This window comes from Glutamicibacter arilaitensis Re117, assembly GCF_000197735.1.
GTDB classification, from domain to species: Bacteria; Actinomycetota; Actinomycetes; order Actinomycetales; family Micrococcaceae; genus Glutamicibacter; species Glutamicibacter arilaitensis.
In genome coordinates this window covers 372,502-392,786 of record NC_014550.1, presented here as the reverse complement: position 1 = coordinate 392,786, position 20,285 = coordinate 372,502, and the positions used below count along the sequence as shown (strand labels likewise).

16 protein-coding genes are annotated in these 20,285 nt (G+C 57.6%); 6 read left to right on the top strand and 10 right to left on the bottom strand.

Annotation, left to right across the window (positions count from 1 at the left end; translation table 11 throughout):
- Positions 1-9: 9 nt before the first annotated feature.
- The 3 genes from AARI_RS02210 to AARI_RS02200 all read right to left on the bottom strand — a co-directional run bounded on the left by AARI_RS02210 (position 10) and on the right by AARI_RS02200 (position 3,055).
- Positions 10-1,593, bottom strand: a complete 1,584-nt coding sequence (locus tag AARI_RS02210) for a DUF6297 family protein (protein ID WP_049862541.1) — start codon at positions 1,591-1,593, stop codon at positions 10-12.
- A complete protein-coding gene (locus tag AARI_RS02205; RefSeq protein WP_049862540.1) occupies positions 1,583-2,233 on the bottom strand; it encodes an ABC transporter ATP-binding protein in 651 nt (216 codons plus the stop codon). The genes AARI_RS02210 and AARI_RS02205 overlap by 11 nt, the downstream gene beginning before the upstream one ends.
- Before the next feature lie 111 nt (positions 2,234-2,344).
- A complete protein-coding gene (locus AARI_RS02200; protein ID WP_013347747.1) occupies positions 2,345-3,055 on the bottom strand; it encodes a queuosine precursor transporter in 711 nt (236 codons plus the stop codon).
- A gap of 358 nt (positions 3,056-3,413) precedes the next feature.
- On the opposite strand from AARI_RS02200, the gene AARI_RS02195 reads away from it, so the two are divergent.
- The 3 genes from AARI_RS02195 to AARI_RS02185 all read left to right on the top strand — a co-directional run bounded on the left by AARI_RS02195 (position 3,414) and on the right by AARI_RS02185 (position 5,732).
- Positions 3,414-4,121 (top strand): TetR/AcrR family transcriptional regulator, encoded by a 708-nt coding sequence (locus AARI_RS02195; protein ID WP_013347746.1) that lies wholly within the window; start codon positions 3,414-3,416, stop codon positions 4,119-4,121.
- 133 nt (positions 4,122-4,254) lie between these two features.
- Entirely contained in the window at positions 4,255-4,869 is a 615-nt protein-coding gene (locus tag AARI_RS02190; protein ID WP_013347745.1) for a hypothetical protein, read from the top strand.
- Positions 4,870-4,910: 41 nt separating this feature from the next.
- The gene (locus tag AARI_RS02185) at positions 4,911-5,732 is read left to right on the top strand and encodes a hydroxymethylpyrimidine/phosphomethylpyrimidine kinase (RefSeq protein ID WP_013347744.1); all 822 of its coding nucleotides are present in this window, start codon (positions 4,911-4,913) and stop codon (positions 5,730-5,732) included.
- A 96-nt stretch (positions 5,733-5,828) separates the two neighbouring features.
- On the opposite strand, the gene AARI_RS02180 is transcribed toward AARI_RS02185, so the two are convergent.
- The gene (locus tag AARI_RS02180; protein ID WP_013347743.1) at positions 5,829-7,106 is read right to left on the bottom strand and encodes an ISL3-like element ISAar13 family transposase; all 1,278 of its coding nucleotides are present in this window, start codon (positions 7,104-7,106) and stop codon (positions 5,829-5,831) included.
- 412 nt (positions 7,107-7,518) lie between these two features.
- On the opposite strand from AARI_RS02180, the gene AARI_RS02175 reads away from it, so the two are divergent.
- Positions 7,519-8,007 (top strand): FBP domain-containing protein, encoded by a 489-nt coding sequence (locus AARI_RS02175; protein WP_013347742.1) that lies wholly within the window; start codon positions 7,519-7,521, stop codon positions 8,005-8,007.
- Between the two features lie 353 nt (positions 8,008-8,360).
- Complete coding sequence (locus AARI_RS02170) at positions 8,361-11,642, top strand: S8 family peptidase (RefSeq protein ID WP_013347741.1); 3,282 nt, start codon at positions 8,361-8,363, stop codon at positions 11,640-11,642.
- A 37-nt stretch (positions 11,643-11,679) separates the two neighbouring features.
- On the opposite strand, the gene AARI_RS02165 is transcribed toward AARI_RS02170, so the two are convergent.
- The 4 genes from AARI_RS02165 to AARI_RS02145 form a co-directional block, all read right to left on the bottom strand.
- Positions 11,680-12,999, bottom strand: coding sequence for a glycoside hydrolase family 3 N-terminal domain-containing protein (locus tag AARI_RS02165; RefSeq protein WP_013347740.1), 1,320 nt, complete (start codon positions 12,997-12,999; stop codon positions 11,680-11,682).
- Between the two features lie 72 nt (positions 13,000-13,071).
- The gene (locus AARI_RS02155) at positions 13,072-14,364 is read right to left on the bottom strand and encodes a Y-family DNA polymerase (protein WP_013347739.1); all 1,293 of its coding nucleotides are present in this window, start codon (positions 14,362-14,364) and stop codon (positions 13,072-13,074) included.
- The gene (locus AARI_RS02150; RefSeq protein ID WP_013347738.1) at positions 14,354-14,770 is read right to left on the bottom strand and encodes a LexA family protein; all 417 of its coding nucleotides are present in this window, start codon (positions 14,768-14,770) and stop codon (positions 14,354-14,356) included. Before AARI_RS02150 ends, AARI_RS02155 begins: the two co-directional genes overlap by 11 nt.
- A gap of 270 nt (positions 14,771-15,040) precedes the next feature.
- Entirely contained in the window at positions 15,041-16,246 is a 1,206-nt protein-coding gene (locus AARI_RS02145) for an MFS transporter (RefSeq protein WP_013347737.1), read from the bottom strand.
- Positions 16,247-16,361: 115 nt separating this feature from the next.
- Between AARI_RS02145 and AARI_RS02140 the strand changes: the two genes are divergently transcribed.
- On the top strand, positions 16,362-17,216 hold the full coding sequence (locus AARI_RS02140) for an NAD(P)H-binding protein (protein WP_013347736.1): 855 nt from the start codon (positions 16,362-16,364) through the stop codon (positions 17,214-17,216).
- A 59-nt stretch (positions 17,217-17,275) separates the two neighbouring features.
- Here the strand turns inward: AARI_RS02140 and AARI_RS02135 are convergent, their stop codons facing one another.
- Both AARI_RS02135 and AARI_RS02130 read right to left on the bottom strand, forming a co-directional pair.
- Positions 17,276-18,583, bottom strand: a complete 1,308-nt coding sequence (locus AARI_RS02135; protein WP_013347735.1) for an ISL3-like element ISAar23 family transposase — start codon at positions 18,581-18,583, stop codon at positions 17,276-17,278.
- Positions 18,584-18,909: 326 nt separating this feature from the next.
- Complete coding sequence (locus AARI_RS02130) at positions 18,910-20,205, bottom strand: NAD(P)/FAD-dependent oxidoreductase (RefSeq protein WP_013347734.1); 1,296 nt, start codon at positions 20,203-20,205, stop codon at positions 18,910-18,912.
- Between the last annotated feature and the right edge of the window lie 80 nt (positions 20,206-20,285).

Sequence of the window (20,285 nt, the reverse complement as noted above, 5' to 3'; positions counted from 1 at the left end):
TCTGACTCGTCAGTTCTTTCGGAATATCTGAAGCAGTGCGCTTCCGCCCAAGAGCAGCGCGCAGGCCCACAACACCCATGAGATCGTTGCCGCCGGATTCAAAACCAGAACGACGAGCGGCGAGAACGTAGCGGCCACTCGGATGTAGGTCACCGCTTCCAAGAAAAGTACGGTGGCAATCGTCATCTCGTTGGATGCTGAGCCAAGCAATGTTCCCCAATCGCGTTCTCCACGCTGGGCATGTGCGCTGCTCGCTGCTGCACAGCCCAAGGATGCAATAGAAAGCGCGGCACCCCATTGCCAGGGATGGACTATCTGGATCATGTCCAGAATTCCCAGTCCGCCGGTGAGGAAGACAAGTGCTGTTGCTGCGAAGAGGAGCGCAAAACAGGTCGCTGCTCGCGCGAGTTGCGATTCAGAGAGTCCTAGCATCTGGGTTAGCTGCTGTTCGCCCAAAAGCGGTGCAACAATCCGGGAAATGCTCAGCGGCAGCACCACGCACAAAAGCAAGTAGAAAGCCGCGGCGCTGAGCGGGTTGGCGATTTGCTGGACCGCAGCGGCCAGGAGCAGCATCAGAGTCAGGCAAAGCGCCGTCGCTTGCCACCGGCCGCCGCGCAGCAACCGCAGTATAAGGATGCGCCAGGCGACCGGCAGTTTGGCCGTGAGCCTTGCTCCGTGTGCACGTCGTCGATGAATCGCAGTTTGCGCCGGCGCAGCTAGGCCTCGGGAATCTAACTGCATCAAGGTGCCCATGGCGAATTGCTGCTGCTGGCCGGCAGCGCGCAACGCTTGGCCTGTGATCTGCTCAAATTGGCGATAGGCCCAGTAGCTGCTCGCAACACAGAGCACTACAAGGACCAGAAGCACGTTGAGCCAAACTTGCTGATTCAAGGTCGCGGACGATAGTTCTTCGACCAGTGCCTGCGCCCATTGAGCCTTTCCCATCATCAGCAGCCACAACACGACCAAGACCAGCGCAATAGTGGACATCGCCCAACCGCTGATTCGTCGAGCCGTAGCGTGCATATTCAGGCTTTGAATCACGGTAGCCACATTGGCAATGCCAATTCCCATCACCGCAAAGCTACCCAGCGCCAAGCCCGCTACTGGCAATTGAAGAGAACCGGCCAAACCCAACATGATGATCAGCCACAGTGCTCCGAGAAAACTGCTGGCAAAAAGCCCTGCGAGCACCGCGTTGCGCCATGTTGACCTGCGGATGTTTCGCAGCCTAATCGGCAAAGGCAACCACCAGTGGGCTTTAGCGGCGCTGAGCCCGCATGGCCCGATGAAGAGCATGACCCTGAATATCGCCAAGGCCGCAAGAACTAAGAGCACCAGCGACAGATCCCGCATGCCCCAAACAGCCGTCGGCAGTTCTTGGTGCGGCACCCCTTCGCCCAGAAGCACGAACAAGACACCAAAGAGTGCACTGAATAGATATGCGAGAGCAACCAGCGCGCTGAGCACCCAGATATAGGCGTCGGAAAAGCTGTCGAAGCGTTCGGAGAAATTCCTTCGGCTCCTAGCCCGAGCGAGCAGTTCCTTGGGGTTGAATTCAATGAGCTGGGGCATGTCCTTCTCAGCGTTCAAGCCACTGCGCTCCAGAGTCCGGATCAAGTAGCTGGCCCTCATCTTCATCCAGAAGTAGCACCTGCTCCATGCAGCTTCGCAGCATCAGCGGATCGTGGGTGACTGCAAAAACGCTTGTCCCGTTTGCGCGGATGGCAGCGAGCCGCTGATACAGCTTATTCCTGATACGCAGGTCCAGACGCTGTTCCGGTTCGTCTAAAATCACCAGTTCTGCTGGTCTGATCAGGCAGGCCGCCAGCAATACCTTGCGTCGTTGACCAGAGGACAACTCATTGGGCAGGTGGTCGGATACGGTAGAAAATTCGAAAAAGTCGAGTTCGTTTTGGACCGCTTGGCCCCATTCGGCAACACCATGTCCGCGGGCCACCATTTCGAGGTGTTCGCGCACTGTGAGTTCTTCAAAGAACGCGCCGTCGGTGACTTGTACTGCGACTGTACGTCGAAAATGTGCCGAGCTGTCATCCACCGGAAGCCCTTGGAATTCGACGGTGCCTTCAATCGGGGGAAGGTGTCCCAGGATCGTGCGCACCAAAGTCGACTTGCCGCTGCCGTTTGCACCAATAATTCCCAAACCGGTGCCCCGAGCCAGTTGCAGGTTTATCGGCCTGCAAATCACGCGGTTGGGATAGCCGATGGTCAAGCTGTGTACTTCTAATTGCCCTTTAGCGCGTTGACCCATCTGCATATCGCTAACTTTATTCGCTGGGTACAGCAGTGGGCATCACCCTTACGGATGATGCCCACTGGAAAATTAGCTGGTGGCTACCGTTTCGCCATAGCTTGGTTCACGCTTTTTGAACCATCTGATGACTACTGACGTCACCGGCACAAATATAATCTCCACGGCGGTCTTATAGACAAAGCCCACCGCGACATAGTTAATGAAGCTGGGTGCGTCGGCGATGCCGATTACCGGCGCAGCAATAGCGCAGAAAATCAGGGTGTCGAGGAATTCTCCCACGCCGCTGGATCCGATCAATCGGAGAATCAGTCCGCGCTCCCCCGAGCGTTCCTTGAGTTTAACCAGCACCCAGGAGTTGGCAAGCTGGCCCACCAGGAATCCGCAAGCGGAGGCAACGACAATTTGCCAGATTGGGCCAAGGGTCCGTTCCAGGGCTTCTTGCCCGTCATAGAACTCAGCCGAGGGCAGCTGGATCATGACCCAGAAACAGAACACGGCGAAGAACGCCAAAGCAAAAGTCACCAGAATTGAGCGGCGCGCTGCCTTCAATCCATAGACTTCGGAAATGACGTCGCCCAGAATGTAGGCCAGCGGGAAGAGGAAGAACCCGCCGTCAGTAATGAGTGGTCCGAAGCTGACGCCTTTCGAAGCGCCAATATTCGAAAGAATCACGACCGCACCCATCATGGTGAGGACCGTGGAGAAGTAGGGAGAACCGGCAGAAGCGAATACCGCACTCTTGGTTCGGATCAGTTTGTTGTCGGCGTTGGAGTCGCCCATGAATTTTTCCTTGTCAAAGTGGTTCGCCAGAACGTCGCTAAAGGGGCACAACCCAGCCCAAGTTTTAAAAGGGGTGAGGGTGCTATGCCTACGCGCTGTCCCGCTGTATTAGCACTTACGCAACAAGTATCCCATGCATCACTATGTACACAGATCTGACCTTTATCCGTCAATCATGTTTCAGAAATCAAATAATTGTTAAATTGGTATCTCACTTGTGAATCTTCGAACCATAAAATCGAGGAAACAAATAATACAGTGACTGCTCTCCCATACTTCAGCATGAATTTTTTCATTTTTTGAACGCGTTCAAATTATTGCTAGAATCGAATTCAAGTTCTCCTGTCCAAAAGGCCACATGACCACGCAACCTCGCACCGAAAAAGGTCGTCAGACCCAAGCCAAGCTTTTAGCGACCGCTCTGGAGTGCTTCGCCCAGGACGGCTACAAAGCTTCGAGCATGCGCGCCATTGCCTCAAACGCAGGGGTTTCCCTGTCCCATGCGTACTACTACTTCAAGTCCAAAGAGGACATTGTGGCTCAGCTGCTGCTGAACCTGCGCAAGGAGCAATACGACCAATGCTCTGGAATCCTCGATGAGGGAAACACCCTCGAAACCAACATCCGCACAGTACTCGACGCCGGTGTACGAACACTTTCCGGCTACCACGATTTCGGCCCGCCATTCCTGCGCCTGTTGCTCTCACGCGATCTCAGCAATGACGAAATTTCAAGCATTGAATTAGAACTATGGGAGAAGGTTGTGTCCGGGTCCCGCCCGCTGCCCCCGTTGGGCATCCGCCGTGACTTGCCAAAGTTCTTGTTACTGGTCTCCCGCCAGGTCTTTTCAGCGTGGGCCTTCGACCAGTCCCCACAGCAACGACGTTCCAGACTTCTCATGAAGAACATGGCTCCAGTGGTGGCCAAGTTTGCGGTGCTCTGCCGCTTACCAGTAGTGCGTTCCCTTTTTGAAGATGTCCTGGCACTCATGGACCCTGGACCTGCAGAAATTGCTGAAGCTGCGGTCCCGAAACCGGTACCGCTGAGAAAGCAAAAAGCCTCTTAGGAATCAGTGCGTCCTGCTTACTGAATGACCCCCGGACACAGAGTTCCGTATCACAGTGTTTTAAGGCGTAAAGTCGAAGGTGCCGATAGCCACTAGAAGGTCACTTAGCGAACCAAAAGGAGAACGCAGCACTATGAGCCCAATGGCGCGAGAACTGCCTAGCTGGACCCACGACTACGCCACCGTGCGTGATCGTCTTGCTTCCTTTCCGAATCAATATGAGATTCGTTCGGTCAATCAGGACGGCGACGACGTGGAAATATTGCGCTACTGGCCTGAGGCGTCATGGACCGCACCGGCCGACGCTCAGCGGCTGATCTTCTTGGGCGCACCGAACGACAGTACCGCTGCGGCATTATCCGAGTCCGGCTGGCAGCCGGTGACCACCATGCATCTGCTGGCAGGAAAACCAGATGACGTTGAACAGGTCGTCAAGCTCGCAGATACATCCGGGCTCTTTGAAGCGCCGATGGATAATTATGACGTCGTTGAAGTCACTGACTTCGACCGCCCGGTAGCCCGAGGCCGCATGCATTACGGTGAAAACTACGCGCTACTCACCGACCCGGACCTTTTCGCTCCTGCCGACCCCGATACCGCACGCCGCGCAGTTCTCGCTAACTTCGCGGGTGCCGCTTTTGGCCACGGACTTCCTTGGCTACTGTTAGTAGCCAATGCCGAACATGCCGACCAGCTTCCTGAAGGCTGGTCCAAAGCAACCATGCTCAGCTTCTGGCAACATTGCTAACCCCGCCCCTTCCCCTACCCGCACTATCCACAATTGAGACTATGACTAATACAAACACTGCCTCCCCAGCCATGACCTTGACTATCGCTGGGTCCGAAGCCACCGGCGGCGCAGGCGCCCAGGCCGACTTGAAGACATTCCAGGAACTGGGAACCTACGGCATCGTGGCCTTAACCTGCATCGTCTCCTTTGACCCTAAGGATTCGTGGAACCATCGCTTCGTCCCTGTTGAGCAGCAGGTCATCGCAGACCAGCTGGAAGCTATCCAGACCTGCTACGAAGACAAGTTGGGGACCGTAAAGTTGGGCATGATGGGCTCGCCCGCAACGATTAATACCGTTGCTACCGCACTGAAATCCCAGAAATGGGATAACGTCCTGCTCGATCCCGTGCTGATTTGCAAGGGCCAGGAACCAGGCCACGCACTGGATACCGACGAAGCGCTCAAGGCAAACCTGTTGCCGCTGGCTACCTTCGTCACCCCAAACCACTTCGAAGCGGAACAGCTTTCGGGAATCAAGATCACCACCGAAAGTGATCTGATCGAGGCTGCCAAGAAGATCCATGAGGTCTCCGGCGCAGCTGTCCTGGCCAAGGGCGGGGTTCGTATCGCGGGCGAAGATGCCATCGATGTCTTCTACGATGGCACCACCTTGGAAGTTCTGCGTGAAAAGAAGATCGGCGAAGTCGCGGTCTCAGGTGCAGGTTGTTCGCTAGCTGCTGCAGTAACTGCAGAGCTGGCCAAGGGAGCTACCCCATTGGAGGCTGCCCGCACTGCCAAGGCTTTTGTTACTGAAGGCATCCGAAATCGCGTTTCTGGCAATACCCCGTTTGATGCGCTCTGGCAGGGCGGACGCCGCTAAGCGTTCGCGGTTGCGCAGTTTGCTGGCCAATTTCGTTGGGAATTGGCCAGCAAACTGCTTTAACGGCTCTTCGAGTTTAAGCGTGGTGCAGGATGCTCAGCACGGCCGTAGCCCCGCCGTGTATAACAATATCCTGACCCGGTAATGACCATGATTCCGATAACCCCGACCGATCCGTTTCAAGTTCTTCGCCGTCAGGTTCGCCGCCTCGCTCCGAGCATTCGTCAACCGCGTACGAATGAACACCAGCAACTCGCGCCTCCACGCAGTCAGCGTCCGGAACAACGACTTCGCTTCCACCATTTTCGTTGTCTTCACCGATTTCTCCAGCACCGCCCACCTCGATTGAAAATCATGGATATCCCTGGTTTTCAACAGCTCCCGCACGTGTTCCTTAATCCCATAAATCACGCCCAGCTCAGGATCTGCTTCAAGGATCAACTTCAGCCGCTCAACTTGCCTAATCGACAAGTTCTCCAAATTGCAGGTCAACAGTTTCCGATACTTGTAGGCCGGATCAGCGGCCCTTCCTCGGCGCTGGAGCACCTCGTGGGAGCGACGCCGGCGCACCTGAGTAATCATGAGATTCGCCCGCTGAATGACATGAAAATGGTCCACGCTGATCTTTGCTTTCGGCAGGTTCTCCCGCACCGCTTTGCGGAACTCAGCAGACATGTCAATGGCCACGTACTGTACTCGTTGACGCCAGTACCGTGGCCGGGACTTCAACCACTTCTTCACCGCTGCACAGCGTCGTCCGTCCACAATATCTAGAATTTTTCCGGTATCCAGGTCGGTGAAGACAATAGACCACGGCTCAATACGGACCACTTTCCCGGTGCGGCCGCGTGCGTAGCGGACCTTACGAAAACGGTGCTCATCAATACCGAGGCGGCGGATGAACATGCGGTCCACGTTGCCTACAAGCTCACCGACCATGTTCGCTCTTGCCATCACGGTTGGCCAGGAAACTTGGTACGCAGAAGCGACCCTGGACACGGCTCGCAGTTCGCAGCTCATCTCGTCCACGAGCTTTTGAGAGAGCCTGGTAGTGATTCTGGCCCTCAACGGTAGCTGTTCGGTGGTTTGCACGAACGAGCGGCGTTCGCAGGCGGTCTCTTGGCAGGCCATCCGGCGTTTGCGCACCAGGACCTTAATGTCGTTGCCACCGGTTGGGAGGTCTTTGACCCGGTGCACTGGTCTGGCGTGGATGCGGGTGGTGATCACCCCACAAGTTGGACAGGCTGCCTCTGTGGCTTTGGGCTCGATAAGGACTTGTCGTCCGGCTGGTTCTTGGGTTGCGTCGATGACGCGGTAGTCAGTGAGGTTGAGAAGAATCGACGCAGCGTCGTTTCCACCGGTATCCTTAAACACGGCTCGTAGTTCCTTGCTGATGGTTTGTCTAGACAACATCCATTTTCGCAGAGGACTGCGGGCCTTACTTATTTTTCGGGCTCACCACGCTAAAACTTGAAGAGCCGCTTTAACTGTGGGCTAAGCCATTGGCCCAAGCCAAGCGCACTTGTTATGGTTGTTCTGGAATTATCCAGAATTAATGCGTGGACATCCACGGGGAAGGGCGGCCGGCTATGCAAGCCACTTTGACGCTCTGCCCGTTCGTCTGCGTATCGAACGGGGTTGGAACCGGAATCTCGGCTTAGGGTCTGTACCCTGGGCAATTCTTCTGCACCCACTAATTCCTCGACTCACTGCAGACCTCATCTCTTTTTGAAAACTAATGATTCTGCGCGCCCGAAAGTTCGCGCGGACTATTTGAGGATTTTCCATGCAGCCATTAACCGAAAAAACCATTCGCTCTTCCTTCGTCAACGCCAGCCGTCAGGAAGCCAAGAAACTGACGTTGCCCGAAAACTTCGACTCCCTCGACTGGGACTCCTTGGAGTACCTGGGCTGGCGGGATCCGAAGATGATGCAGCGCGGCTATCTTTTCCACACCGATGACTCTGGCCGAACCCGCGGCATCCTGCTGCGTCCCACCGATGGCGGCCGCAAGCCGACCAACGCCGCCATGTGCGAAATGTGCCGTGACGTGAACATACCTTGCGCCGTAGGAATGTGGACGACCAAGCGCGCCGGCCAAGCCGGACGTGACGGCGACACGCTGGGAACGCTGATCTGCTTGAACTTCGAGTGCTCGCGAAATGTGCGCATTCCGCCTCCGAAGAATCCGATCTATCCGGATCCGATGGTGGTCGTTGCCCAGCGCATTGAGCTGCTCGACGAGCGAGTGCAGAGCTTCTTGAGCCGACTCTAAGCGGATAATTCGAGCAACCTGATTTCCTTGCGACCCGCCCAGCAAATAGTGAACTGGTGAGTAACAAAGTGTTTAATTTTTCTAAAAATTATGCACCCCCACCAGGCCTTGCTGGGCGGGTTTGTTGCGGTGGTGCGCGGAATTTATTGTGAAACACCCAAGCCAGCACGGTATCTAATCAAAGATAACTGTTCAATAACCCCTTGATATATGAGCTAGGTCACCTAAGATTCCAGCTAGAGGTATACGCACCAGCGGAGGTTTACCCCGGACGATCTTCAAAGCTCGCACCGCTTTAATATCGGCCGCCCATGACGGGAGCAGTACCGCTATCCAGCCCAGCTAGGAGAATCATGGTCACTCGCCGCACGCAGAAGGTGCCGCACCTGATTTTGGGATCAGCCACTGCACTTGCATTGGCTGTTACCTTGTCAGGACCGGCAAGCGCAGCAGGAATCCCCCAACCAGGTGACGGTGAAAACGCCGCATCTTTGCCAATCACCAGCTCATCAGCACTTTCCAACCTGAAAGTCTCCGGACCGCTGGCCAAAGCCACCGGTGAAGTCTCTGTCTACGTCCAGCTCCAAGGCGATGGCGCCTTCGAGACTGTAGAGAAGTCAGGCAAGAAGAAGGACGCCGCCAAGGTCAAGAAGATCGGCAAGGAGGTCAAGGCCAAGGGCAAGCAGCTGGCGGCCGAGGCCAACTCCAAGGTCATCTACACCACGCACAATGCACTGAAGGGTGTAGCCCTGACCGGTGATGCCGCTGACCTGCGAAAGCTTGCACAGCGTAGCGACGTTGCCAAGATCAGCTCCATTGTTCCCAAGAAGCCTTCAAACCGCAGCTCGGTAGTTGATACCGGTGCTCTGGAATCGTGGAAGTCCCTGGACAAGACCGGCGACGGCGTGAAGGTAGCTGTCTTGGATACCGGCGTGGACTACACCCACGCAAGCTTCGGCGGCCCAGGCACCTTGGAAGGCTACAAGGAAGCGCAGGCTTCTGAAGAACTGCCAAGCGCAGACTCCGGTCTGATCGATAGCAACAAGTTCATTGGCGGCTGGGACTTGGTTGGCGATGACTACAACGCTGATTCCTCGGCCGATACCTACCAGCCAATCCCTCATCCAGACTCTAACCCGCTGGACTGCCAGGCTGCCGGACACGGTTCCCACGTTGCCGGCACCACCGCAGGCTACGGCGTCAATGCCGATGGATCGACTTTCACCGGGGATTACTCCTCGCTGGATGCCGATGCATTGTCAGAGATGAAGGTCGGCCCGGGCTCGGCTCCTAACGCTCAGCTAATCGGCATCCGCGTCTTCGGTTGCGGCGGTTCTTCCTCGGTCGTGGGCCAGGCACTGGACTACGTGCTGGATCCAAACGGCGACGGCGATTTCTCCGACCGTGCAGACGTGGTCAACATGTCTCTTGGTTCCGATCATTCCCCTACGGAAGACCCTGAAAACGACATTGTCGATGCCTTGAGCGCGGCCGGCATCCTTTCGGTTGTCGCCTCCGGCAACGCCGGCGATGTCACCGATGTCGGCGGTTCGCCAGGCAACTCCCGTTCCTCGCTGACCGTGGCCAACTCCATTGGATCGCATGTCACCTTGGAGAAGATCCAGATCGATGGTCCAGAAGACGTTGCCGGAGCAGCCTCGGGCCAGTACTCGGCTAACTTCAACTACACCAACGCGGATCCAGCTGCGCTGTCCGGCGAGGCCGTCATGGCCCCTGCCGATAACGCTTTCGGTTGCGACGCATTTGAACCAGGTTCATTGGAAGGCAAGTGGGTTTGGCTGCAGTGGAGCGAAAACGGCGAGTTCCCTTGTGGTTCCGGCGTTCGCTTCAACAATGCTGAAGCCGCCGGTGCCACCGGTGTCCTGCTGGATGCAGAATTAAACCTGTTCGATGCAGGTATCGCTGGCAACGCGACCATCCCAGGTGCGCAGTTCACCCTGGATGAGTCCAACAAGCTGCGTCCGGCAGCTGAAGCTGGCACCTTGAAGGTCACCTTGTCACCTGATTTCGTCGGTGGATCCTCCAGCGAATCAGGCGTTGCCGATACGCTGAATTCCTCGTCTTCACGTGGCGTCCACGGTTCCAATGGCGTGGTCAAGCCAGATGTGGCTGCTCCAGGCACCCAGATCGGTTCGGTTGGCGTTGGTACCGGTACGGGCACTGCCGTAATGACCGGTACGTCGATGGCAACCCCGCTGGTTGCAGGTATCGCGGCATTGGTTCTGGAGGACAGCGACTACAGCCCATACGAGGCTAAGAGCGTCATCATGAACACCGCCGCAACCGATATCAAGGATGCCAACGGGAACGCCTATGGCCCGAACCGTGTTGGTTCCGGCCGTGTCATGGCTGATGCAGCGCTTGAGACCCCTGCCTTCGCGTACGATTCTGAAGCAGCGGATCTGACCAGCGTGGTCTTCGGTGTCATCGAAGTCGATGGCAAGAAGAACTTCAGTGCCAAGCGTGAAATCACCGTCGAGAACACCAGCGACAAGGCGCAGACCTACGACGCCAACTACGTCGCTGCGACCACGATCCCAGGTGCGACTTTCACCCTGGATCGCAACAGCGTTACGGTTCCAGCTGGCGGTAGCGCCAAGCTGAACGTCACTTTGAGCGTCGACCCGCAGCAGTGGGCCAAGACCATCGATCCAACCATGGCTACCACCCAGTCGGGTCTGGCTCGCGCTTGGGTTGCCGACGTTAGCGGCCGCGTGGAACTGAGCGCAAGCGATGTTCCTACCCTGCGCATTCCAGTCCAGGCAGCACCAAAGCTTAGCGCAGACATGGAAGGCAAGCTCAAGAAGCTGAAGAAGGGCGCGGATACCACCACCCTGAGCCTGAAGGGCAATGACATCACCGCTGGTGCAGGCGCCACTTCGGTCACTTCCCTGCTCGGAGCATTCGAGCTGGGCGCTTCAAGCGAACGCGGCGATGATTCGCTGGACAACATCCCTGCTGCCCGTTCCATGGACCTGAAGCACGTTGGCGCATCGAGCACCGCTCCGCGAACCGGCATTGCTGACGGCCAGCTGAACATCGGCATTTCCACTTGGGACAATTGGGCCCACCTGGCTGGCGGTACCGAGCTGGATGTCGAGATCGATACCAATGGCGACGGCGAGGCTGACTTTGTCACCTTCAACACGGCATTCGACGAAGTAGACCTCGATTTGGCTGCGACCTTCAACCTGGCTACCGGAGAACAGGTCGACCTGCAGCCGGTGAACGGTGTCCTCGGCGATGTCGATACCAACACCTACGACACCAACGTGGCGATCCTGCCAGTTTCCCTCTCGGCCCTGGGCCTGGATGAAGACTCCAAGGAAATCTCCTACCGTGTCCTTGGCTACTCCTGGTACAACACCGATGACAACGGTGCGATGATCCCAGTTGACCAGACCGACTGGATCGAGTTCAACGTGGCTGAGCCACAGGTTGATTTCGGCGCGGAAGGCAGCCTGTTCACTGATCTGAAGGGCACCAAGATTCCAGTAACCGTTGCTGATTCCAGCAAGGCCTCCAAGGCCCTGCTGCTTCACATGCACAACGCCAGTGGCGATCGTGCACAGGTGCTGGAAGTAACCGATGGAAAGGTGAAGGGCAAGAAGTAGGCCTCTCGACCTCTCAAGACCAGGCCCGGGACGCTTCCTAGCGAGTAAGGAAGCATCCCGGGCCTACTCTTTTAATTTGTCTCCGTGCGGCTTGGCGTGCGCTGAGCTTCTCCTCGAGGATCTTCACGGCGGCTTCTTTTACCTTGGCCGCGAATTTCCCATCTGCTTTAGCCTCGGCAGCCAGAGCCTTCGCCATGGTGATCGCCGGAGCTGATTCCACGCATAAAGGCAAGGTTCCGCCAGCGGCAACGAACTTCACTGCACGCTCGCCCACCTGAAGATAACTCACCTGCTTGGCTTCACAGAGGTCATCAGAAATCACGATTCCCTCGTATCCCATTTGCTCGCGCAGCAAGCCGGTAATGATCTTCGATGAAAACGGTGCATCGTTTTTCGCATCTAATTTGGCATAGCGGGCGTTGGAAACCATGACCCACGATTTGTCCTGCTCGATAGCCCGTTCGAAGGGCTGCAGATCACTGGAGTTCGCATCAATTTTCGTATCGGCCACCCCGCTATTGGTATCGGTGTTTTTGGCGACACGGCCCAGCCCGGGGAAGTGCTTGACCACCGGCTGCACTCCTTGGGAATGAAGCGCTTCATTCACTGTTGCCATCGTTTTGGCAACCGCGGTGGCACCGTGGGCGTATTCGCGGCCAAAGTAGCCGATAGGCGCATTGCCGGTGCCGAGTTCGGCAGGAACCACATCAGCCACCGGAGCCAGGTTCACGTTAATGCCCGCCTCAACCAGCTGCTTGCCCACTGCGCCGAGCTCACGTTTCAGCTTCGAGGGGGACCAGCCTCCCTGCGTCAACGCGGTTGGCAGTTCGGTGAAACCCGGGCCCTGCTGCACCCGAACAAAACCACCTTCTTGGTCGGTAGCCACCCATACCGGCAAGTCCGCCGGCACGTTGGCTTCCAAGCTCTGCGTAATTTGCTGAACCTTGACGGAAGTCTGTTTCACAGACAACTGCGAGCGCCCGCGCAGGAACACATTGGAAATTCCCTGTTTCTTCAGCGCAGAAATTTCAGCTGCACTCGCTCCCGTCGCCGGGACACCAGCCATCACGAGGCTGGAAGCCTGTTCGCTGACGCTTAGTTCGTTTGCCAATGCTTCGGCTTGCTCACGCGGTGAAGGTTGCTGGCTCTGCGTGGGCATCGTGTCGAGGTGGCTGCTAGATGCGCTGGTCTGGCTGGGAGCAGTTGGCTGCGCAGGAGCCGTCGGACCACTGGAGATGTTGACACTGGTCGTTGGCGTGCTCGGAGCCGGTTTTCCTGCATTCGGCGCACTGCAGCTAGCGAGCATCAGCGTCATCAGCATTCCGGCTGACAAGAGCTGCTTGGCACGTGTTGTCATGCGATCATCTTCCCATCGAAATCTGCGAGGTTCCCGAAGAAGACTCGACGATGCGCTGTCCTTTGGCTGGACCTAGGCCTGAACCACCAAGAGCTCGTCCCAGTCCGTGGTGTAGCGCTGTGAAATGTGTTCACGTTTCATCGACCATTCAGGGCTCTTAGCCATTCCTGCATGCCCCAGGCCGATGGACTTGGCTCCGAAGCGAACGGAAATATCTTGAACTACCGAGGAGACATTTTCTTGTTCTTCGGCAGCCGGATCCGTGCTCTGTCCAAAGAGATCCAGCTGTTGTTCTCCGGGTGAATCACTAAGCCCTGAAAGGATCACTCCCCCGCGGACGTAGTCAATTCCCGGCTGCATCAGGTCGCGCATCGCAGCAATGGCCAGCTTGCTGAGCAGAATGGGATCCCGTGTCGGCCGGGGCAGGCGCACCTGTGCGCTCGGGAAGGACGCTTCTCCCCGGGCGAATCGGCTCGTTCCCGCGGTCACGGTGAGCAGTGCTGCATATCGGCCTTCGCGAGCCAGCCGGCTGGCGGCCTTTTGCGCATAGATCGACATGACTTCTTCCATTGCCTCATGGGTTCGTACCGGAGTGGAGAAGGAACGGGTGAACATGACTTGGCCGCGGTCCGCTCGTTCTTCCACCGGTCCGATGCAACGTTGCCCATTGAGTTCGAAGACCGTTCGCTGCAAGACGACCGAAAACTTCTTGCGGATCGCCAGCGGATCAGCTGCCTGCAGGTCCGCGATGGATTCAATACCCATCGCTGCCAGCTTGGCACCGGTCTTGCGGCCCACTCCCCAGACATCGGTCACCGGCACTCGGTGCAGAATATTCTCCAGCACTTCGGGGTCCATGAGCTGCTGGACGCAAACTCCGCCAAGTCCCGGATTGTGTTTGGCGATATGGTTGGCCAGCTTCGCCAGGGTCTTGGTTGATGAGACGCCAACACACACCGGCAAGCCAATGCTCTGGTCAATGGCAGCACGGATTTGGGCGGCAACACTGCGCACCTGTTCCAGATTGCCTTCCAGCCCGACGAAGGACTCGTCGATGGAGTACACCTCGTGCCAGGTTCCATAACGGCCTAGCAATTCCATGACGCGGGCGGACATGTCGCCGTACAGCTCATAGTTGCTCGAACGCACCGCAAGGTTATGGGAGTCCATATAGCGCTGGACCTTGAAGAACGGCTCCCCCGTAGGAATACCCAGATCCTTGGCTTCCTGGGAACGAGCGACCACGCAGCCGTCATTGTTCGATAGCACCACAACCGGGCGATTGCGCAGCGAATAGTCGAAGGCCCGCTCGCAGGAGACGTAGAAGTTATTCACGTCCACCAGGGCCACGTGATCAGCGGACATGATGCAGGCACCTGGTAATCACGCCGAAAACGTTGACTTCATCGCCTTCGGTCAGCACCACAGGCAGCGGCGATTCATCGCTGAGCAGCCCGACTTCTTGGCCATCGATCTGCCAGCGGCGCACCAGCATCTGCCCGTTGAGGTTCACGATCACCACAGAGCCATGGCGCACGGAGAGCGAACGGTCCACGATTACTTCATCGCCGTCATGGATTCCTGCTGATTGCATGGCGTTGCCGGAGACGCGCATGATGAAGGTGGAAACCCGGTCACGCACCAGCAAACGGTTCAGATCCAGGCCGCCGTCGAAATAATCGCGGGCTGGCGAGGGGAATCCCATTGCAGAGACCGCTTGGACCGGTCCATGGCTGGCACCCGGAGGCATCATTTCTTGTTCGTCAGCCACACCCACCACTCCCTGCTGAAAGCTAGTACAAATATTCGAATACTTGATTGTATCGTGTTGCGGCGCAGCACTTCACCTCCAGCGGACTCCCCGTTTGCGTTCGGCAAGACAGTACTTCAACACCACGGGTCAGAGGTGGCAGAAATTATTGGAACCGTTGAAGGAAGGATCTCCTTTACCTGATGCCTGGCTCGCGCGCTGAGCCATGATTTCAGTGATCTGAGCTCGGTTCAGGCAACAGCCCGGAGTGAAATGCTGCGTAGCGGCGACTCATCGATTCGAGATAGGACTTTGTCCGTTCCTGCGCTTGAGCAATACAAGGCTCAGGGCGATAGCCAGTAGCGTCCCGGCACCGGAAAAGACGATAACCAGCTGGGCAGGCTCAACAAACAACCCCGGGGTCCCGACAAGATATCCCAGCGCAACCATGATGTTGATCATCATCCGAAGCTGGGCCCACGCCGCACCATGCCGGGATTCTGGCACGTAGTCGTAGATCGCCGTTCGCACCCCAGTATTATGCAGCCCGTTGCCCACTCCGCCCAGTAAGAAGACCACAGCCAGACCCGCAGGATTAGCCCAAAGCCCCTCAACCAGAATTGCGGCTCCGACTCCAGCACCACCGAGCAGGATCGGCAGCGCGCTGCGCGCGCCAAACCGCTGGTTGCCGCCAACCAGCGAACCGGCCACAGCTCCCAGCGACCAAGCCCCCAGCAGTACCGCGTACCCGGTGTCCGTGGCGGTCACTTCACGCAGATAGAACACCCCGGCCACCCCCTCGGCAGCCGTGAACAACACAATGGCCGCCATTGGAAGCAACAGCACACGCAGACGCCAGTCGTGCAGCAAGACCGCGGTGCTTCGTGCAGCAGCGGCCGCATGCGGCGCGGTAGGCGCGGCGGAAGCAGCAGTTTCATCCGGATTCGAGCGCTGCGAAGAAAAGAGCAGCACCGCCGCCACGGCGAGGATCACGAAACCTAACGCCGCGCACCACAGCACAACACCCAGGCCACGTGCTGCAAAAACGAAGGAAGCAACGGCAGGGGCAATGATGCCGGCCAGCGAGGTCGCCACCACAAGAAAGCTGCTGGCCCGGGCGACGCTGAATCCCCCGCGGATTCGTGGGATGAGTTTGAAGATCACTGCACCGTTGACGACTGCGCAAACGCTGGCCACGGACAACAAAGCCAAGCTGGCAATGATGCTTCCGGCCAGCGCCATGGCTGCAAATACCAGCACGTGCAGACCTAGATTGATGATCCATACGCGCCAAAGCGCAGAACCGTCCACCCAGCGCCCCACCCAAGGAGCAAAGACCACCGGAGGCACCAGCCCTGCCAAGAATAATGCGGTGACGCCCCATGACCCCAGTTCGTCTGCCGTTGCAAGGGTCAAAGCGAAAACGGCCATGCCCTCGCCGAGCATGGAGAAGAAGGCCACGGCAGCAAAGATCACGCAACGCGCTGACGCACCCATGCTCCTCCTGCCTTTGACCACTTGACGGTTGGCCAACTCGATCGACTCCCGCCAAAGTCCTAGTCTAGAGGCAGAAGAATTCACGCCACCTACTGCAACGCACCCAAGGAGTCTCGTGAAGGTATTACTGGTCAGCTGCGGAGATGTCGCTACCGAAGCCGGACTGCGTTTCCACGCCCATGGCCATGAGGTCACTGCCTGGCGCCGCCAGGCAGACAAGCTCCCTGGCCTATTCACAGGCCACAGCGTGGACTTGCTCGTGCCTGCTAAGTGGCCGGCCATCGACCCGGAAACCGACATCGTGGTACTGACCCCCGTTCCGGTCACGCGCGACGCTGAAGGCTACCAACGCAGCTACTTGAACGTGGCCAAGGAGCTGGCTACCCGCGTCGCGGCGGACTGCCCGAAGCTGCGACGTTTCATCTACGTCTCCTCCAGCGCCGTCATGGGCGGTGAAGCAGGTCAATGGGTCGATGAATCCGCGCCGTTGGCTCCAACCCGCGAGACTTCGAAGGTCTTGGCGCAGACCGAAATCGCGCTCGCCGGCAGCGGATTGCCAGTGACCATTTTGCGAGCCTCTGGAATTTACGGACCGGGACGCACCCGCCTGGTCGACATAGTTCGCTCAGGCACTGCGCAGCTGCCAATACAGTCGCACTGGACCAATCGCATCCACCGCGATGATCTGGCCCAAGCCATAGTCCATGTCGCCGCTCTTGGCGAGCAGGCAGCGGAACTGTATCTGGCCAGCGACAGCGCCCCGGCTCAGCTCGGCGAGGTCTACGAGTTCCTTGCCAAGCAACTCGACCTACCCGTACCGCCAGGTGCCTCCGAAGCGCCGACACGTAGTGCTGCGGACCGGCGGCTGGATAATGCTCGACTGTTAGCTAGCGGATTACAGCTCGAATATCCCAGCTATGCCCAGGGATATCGCCACATCCTCGAAGGAACTTCCACTCGCCACCAGTAAATTGGCTGGTTGCCGATGAACTGAAATTCGGATCCGCACCGAGTATCTTAAGGGGCTCTTCAGGATTCAGGGTGTAAACGCGATCTAAAGCCACCGGTTTCCAACAATGACCGTGCAATATAGTGCGCCAAATTCTTGAACCCCAAAGCGATACCCCGCAGGTGCTCCAACCGCCCATTGAGCGCTTCAGTAGGCCCATTGGAACTGCCAACGTGATCAAAGTACGCGAGGACATCCGGTTTCCGCCTGCGCAGCGTACCACCGAGCTTCTTCAACTCCGGTAAACCCTTGGGCACCTTCGTACCGATCTCGTTGATCAGTTGCTCCATGGCCCACCGCCCGATCTCGGGCTTCTTCTGCCGGTAGGCATCAACCATCCTCTGGTAAACGCTCCAGACCAATTGCACAGGCTCGTGCTTCGCAACGTTGAACAGGTCTTCAACGCGCTGTTTCTGTTTCTCTGTGGCCAGCGATAAACCTGTAGTCAGCGTACGCCGGCACTTATACAGCGGATCATCTTTCCGGCCACGCCGCCCATATTGTTCACGCTGAACTCGTTGTCTGGCCTGGTCCAACGCCTCGGAGCCGAGCTTGACCACATGAAAAGGGTCCAAGACTTCTACGGCTTGGGGCAGTTCCTCAGCAGCAGCGCTTTTGAAGCCGGTGAACCCGTCCATCGCGACCACCTCAACATTGTTTTTCCATGCTTCACCGCGTTCAGCAAGCCAGGTCTTGAACACGGCCTTGGAACGTCCGGGAATCATGTCGAGCAATCGTGCGGTGCCAGTGCCAGCCTTCACCGGGGTGAGGTCAACAATGACCGTCACGTACTTGTCTCCACTTTTGGTATGCCGCCACACGTGCTCATCAACTCCCAACACTTTGACTCCGTTGAACCGGGTTGGGTCATCTATCAGCAGGCGCTGGCCTTCGGCCAGCACTGCTTCGTTGGCGGTATTCCAGGTGACACCGAGCCCTTCGGCAATCCGTGAGACTGACAGGTGCTGGGTGACTAGCCCGGCCAAAGCCCAGCGTAGCCCGGTCCGGCTGATTTTCTGTCGTGGCGCTACCGCTTGGCTGAGGTCTTCACGCCAGACTCGTTGGCAGTGGTTGCAGCGGTAGCGGCGGTGCTTGATCACCAGGACGGTGGGCCGCCATCCGAACGGTTCGTGGGCCAGGCGCCGGGTGACGGTATCGCGTGGATTTCCGGGCGTTCCGCACGTTTGGCACCATGGGTCAGGGTTGGTCACTTGGCAGAGGATCTCAGCTTTCTTCGGCGTGAGGCGCTGCCCGATGGCGGTGAGTCCCAGTCCGTCAAGGTTGGTGAAAGTCGTGAGATTTGCGGGGGTATAGATAGAATGGTGCACAGTCGAGGTCTCTAGAAATGGTTAGTGTGGTAACTTCCATTCTTCTGGAAGGCCTCGACTTTTTAATGCATTGACGACATGCCCGGGATCCGGGGTGTTGGGTTTAGGTGGCTACACTCTCAATCCTGAAGAGCCTCTTAAGGGCACCCCAGCCATCAAGCCGGGATACCCCGTGGCACTGCCCTTCGTTCACGACAGAGAGAGGCGCGAAAGCGCTTGTGCGAATTGTGGTCCTGAATCCCCAAAAGACAAACCGGCTTGCGGTGCATCGAAATGATGCACCGCAAGCCGGTTCTCTTTTTCGTTCCGGGTGTGGACCGAAACGCCTAGAAACCCTTACGCAGCGGGTTGAAGTGCCGAGCAATGGAAGGGGCCTGCTGGCCGGTGATCTGGGCAGCGAGGATCTTGCCGGTCAATGGACCGAGCGCAACGCCCCACATGCCATGGCCGCCACCGACTGAGACGCGCGCAGAGCCAGTCTGGCCGACCAGTGGCATGCCATCGGCGGTGCATGGCCGTCCACCAACCCACTCTTCCTTGCGGTTTTCCCAGTTGATGCCCTTGTAGACCGGGGTCGCAGCGGCGACGATGGCCTCAATACGCTTGGGCTCCAGCTTGTGGTTGACGTCGCGGAACTCCATGGTGCCAGCGATGCGGAAGCGATCACCCAGCGGGGTGCAGGCTACGCGCTGCGCCGGGAAGTAGATCGGGTGCGTTGGCATGTCCTCAGGCTCAACGGTGAACGAATAGCCGCGACCCGCCTGGACCACGACATTCACACCGAACTTGTTGGCCATGTCGGTCATCCATGCGCCGGTAGCCAGCACGACGTGATCAGCAGTGATCGAGCGTCCTTCAGATCCGATGATGGTTACCGATTTTCCGTTATCACGCACATCGGTGACGTTGAAGTTGCCGATGATGTCACCTCCGCGGGCGACTACGGATTCGGCCAGCGATTCCATGAACTTTGGTGGGTTGAGGTAGCGCTGGTTCTTGATGGCTACGCCGGCAGCAACCTTGTTGGACAAGGTCGGCTCAATGCCGCGCAGTTCATCACCGGTGAGCAATTCGTAGTCGACCTCGCCTCCGGTCTTCTCAATCATCTCGAACTCGTGCAGCAACCCGTCACGATCCTTCAAGGAGGTAAAGCCGGTCAAGAAAGGATCTGCTGGCTTGGTTAGCTCTTGCACACCCGGCCCTGCAGTGGTTGCCTGAGCAATTTCGTCAAAAGCATCCAGCCCGGTTGCTCCGATTTCGGAGTAGACGCGCATGGCTTCTTCCCATTTCCTCGGGGTCGAGTGCCAAGCAAAGCCGATGAGGAAGCGCAGCAGCTTGGCATCCGCCTTCAACGGGATGTAGAGCGGAGATGCCGGGTCGAGCATCATCTTCAGGCCGTTCTTGAAAATTGCAGGCTCTGCGATAGGCAAAGTCAATGCCGGCGTCAGCCAGCCAGCATTGCCCCATGAAGAGCCGGCAGCTACACCACCACGGTCCACGACGGTGACTTTAACACCAGCTTCCTGCAGGTACCAAGCGGTTGACAAGCCAACAAAGCCAGCACCAACAACAACGACATGATCTGGCACGGTTACTCCAGCCACAATCCAACCTCCAAGCATTTTGACGGCCTCTCCACACGAGCCCGTATGTGATCACTGTCGCGCGATCTGCGTCGAAAATCAACGCGTTCTGATGATTC

What these genes read in the sequence shown, in the direction of transcription:
- AARI_RS02200 (WP_013347747.1), bottom strand. Translation starts at nt 3,055, where the DNA reads ATGGGCGACTCCAACGCCGACAACAAACTGATCCGAACCAAGAGTGCG.
- AARI_RS02195 (WP_013347746.1), top strand. Translation starts at nt 3,414, where the DNA reads ATGACCACGCAACCTCGCACCGAAAAAGGTCGTCAGACCCAAGCCAAG.
- AARI_RS02190 (WP_013347745.1), top strand. Translation starts at nt 4,255, where the DNA reads ATGAGCCCAATGGCGCGAGAACTGCCTAGCTGGACCCACGACTACGCC.
- AARI_RS02185 (WP_013347744.1), top strand. Translation starts at nt 4,911, where the DNA reads ATGACTAATACAAACACTGCCTCCCCAGCCATGACCTTGACTATCGCT.
- AARI_RS02175 (WP_013347742.1), top strand. Translation starts at nt 7,519, where the DNA reads ATGCAGCCATTAACCGAAAAAACCATTCGCTCTTCCTTCGTCAACGCC.
- AARI_RS02170 (WP_013347741.1), top strand. Translation starts at nt 8,361, where the DNA reads ATGGTCACTCGCCGCACGCAGAAGGTGCCGCACCTGATTTTGGGATCA.
- AARI_RS02165 (WP_013347740.1), bottom strand. Translation starts at nt 12,999, where the DNA reads ATGACAACACGTGCCAAGCAGCTCTTGTCAGCCGGAATGCTGATGACG.
- AARI_RS02155 (WP_013347739.1), bottom strand. Translation starts at nt 14,364, where the DNA reads ATGTCCGCTGATCACGTGGCCCTGGTGGACGTGAATAACTTCTACGTC.
- AARI_RS02145 (WP_013347737.1), bottom strand. Translation starts at nt 16,246, where the DNA reads ATGGGTGCGTCAGCGCGTTGCGTGATCTTTGCTGCCGTGGCCTTCTTC.
- AARI_RS02130 (WP_013347734.1), bottom strand. Translation starts at nt 20,205, where the DNA reads ATGCTTGGAGGTTGGATTGTGGCTGGAGTAACCGTGCCAGATCATGTC.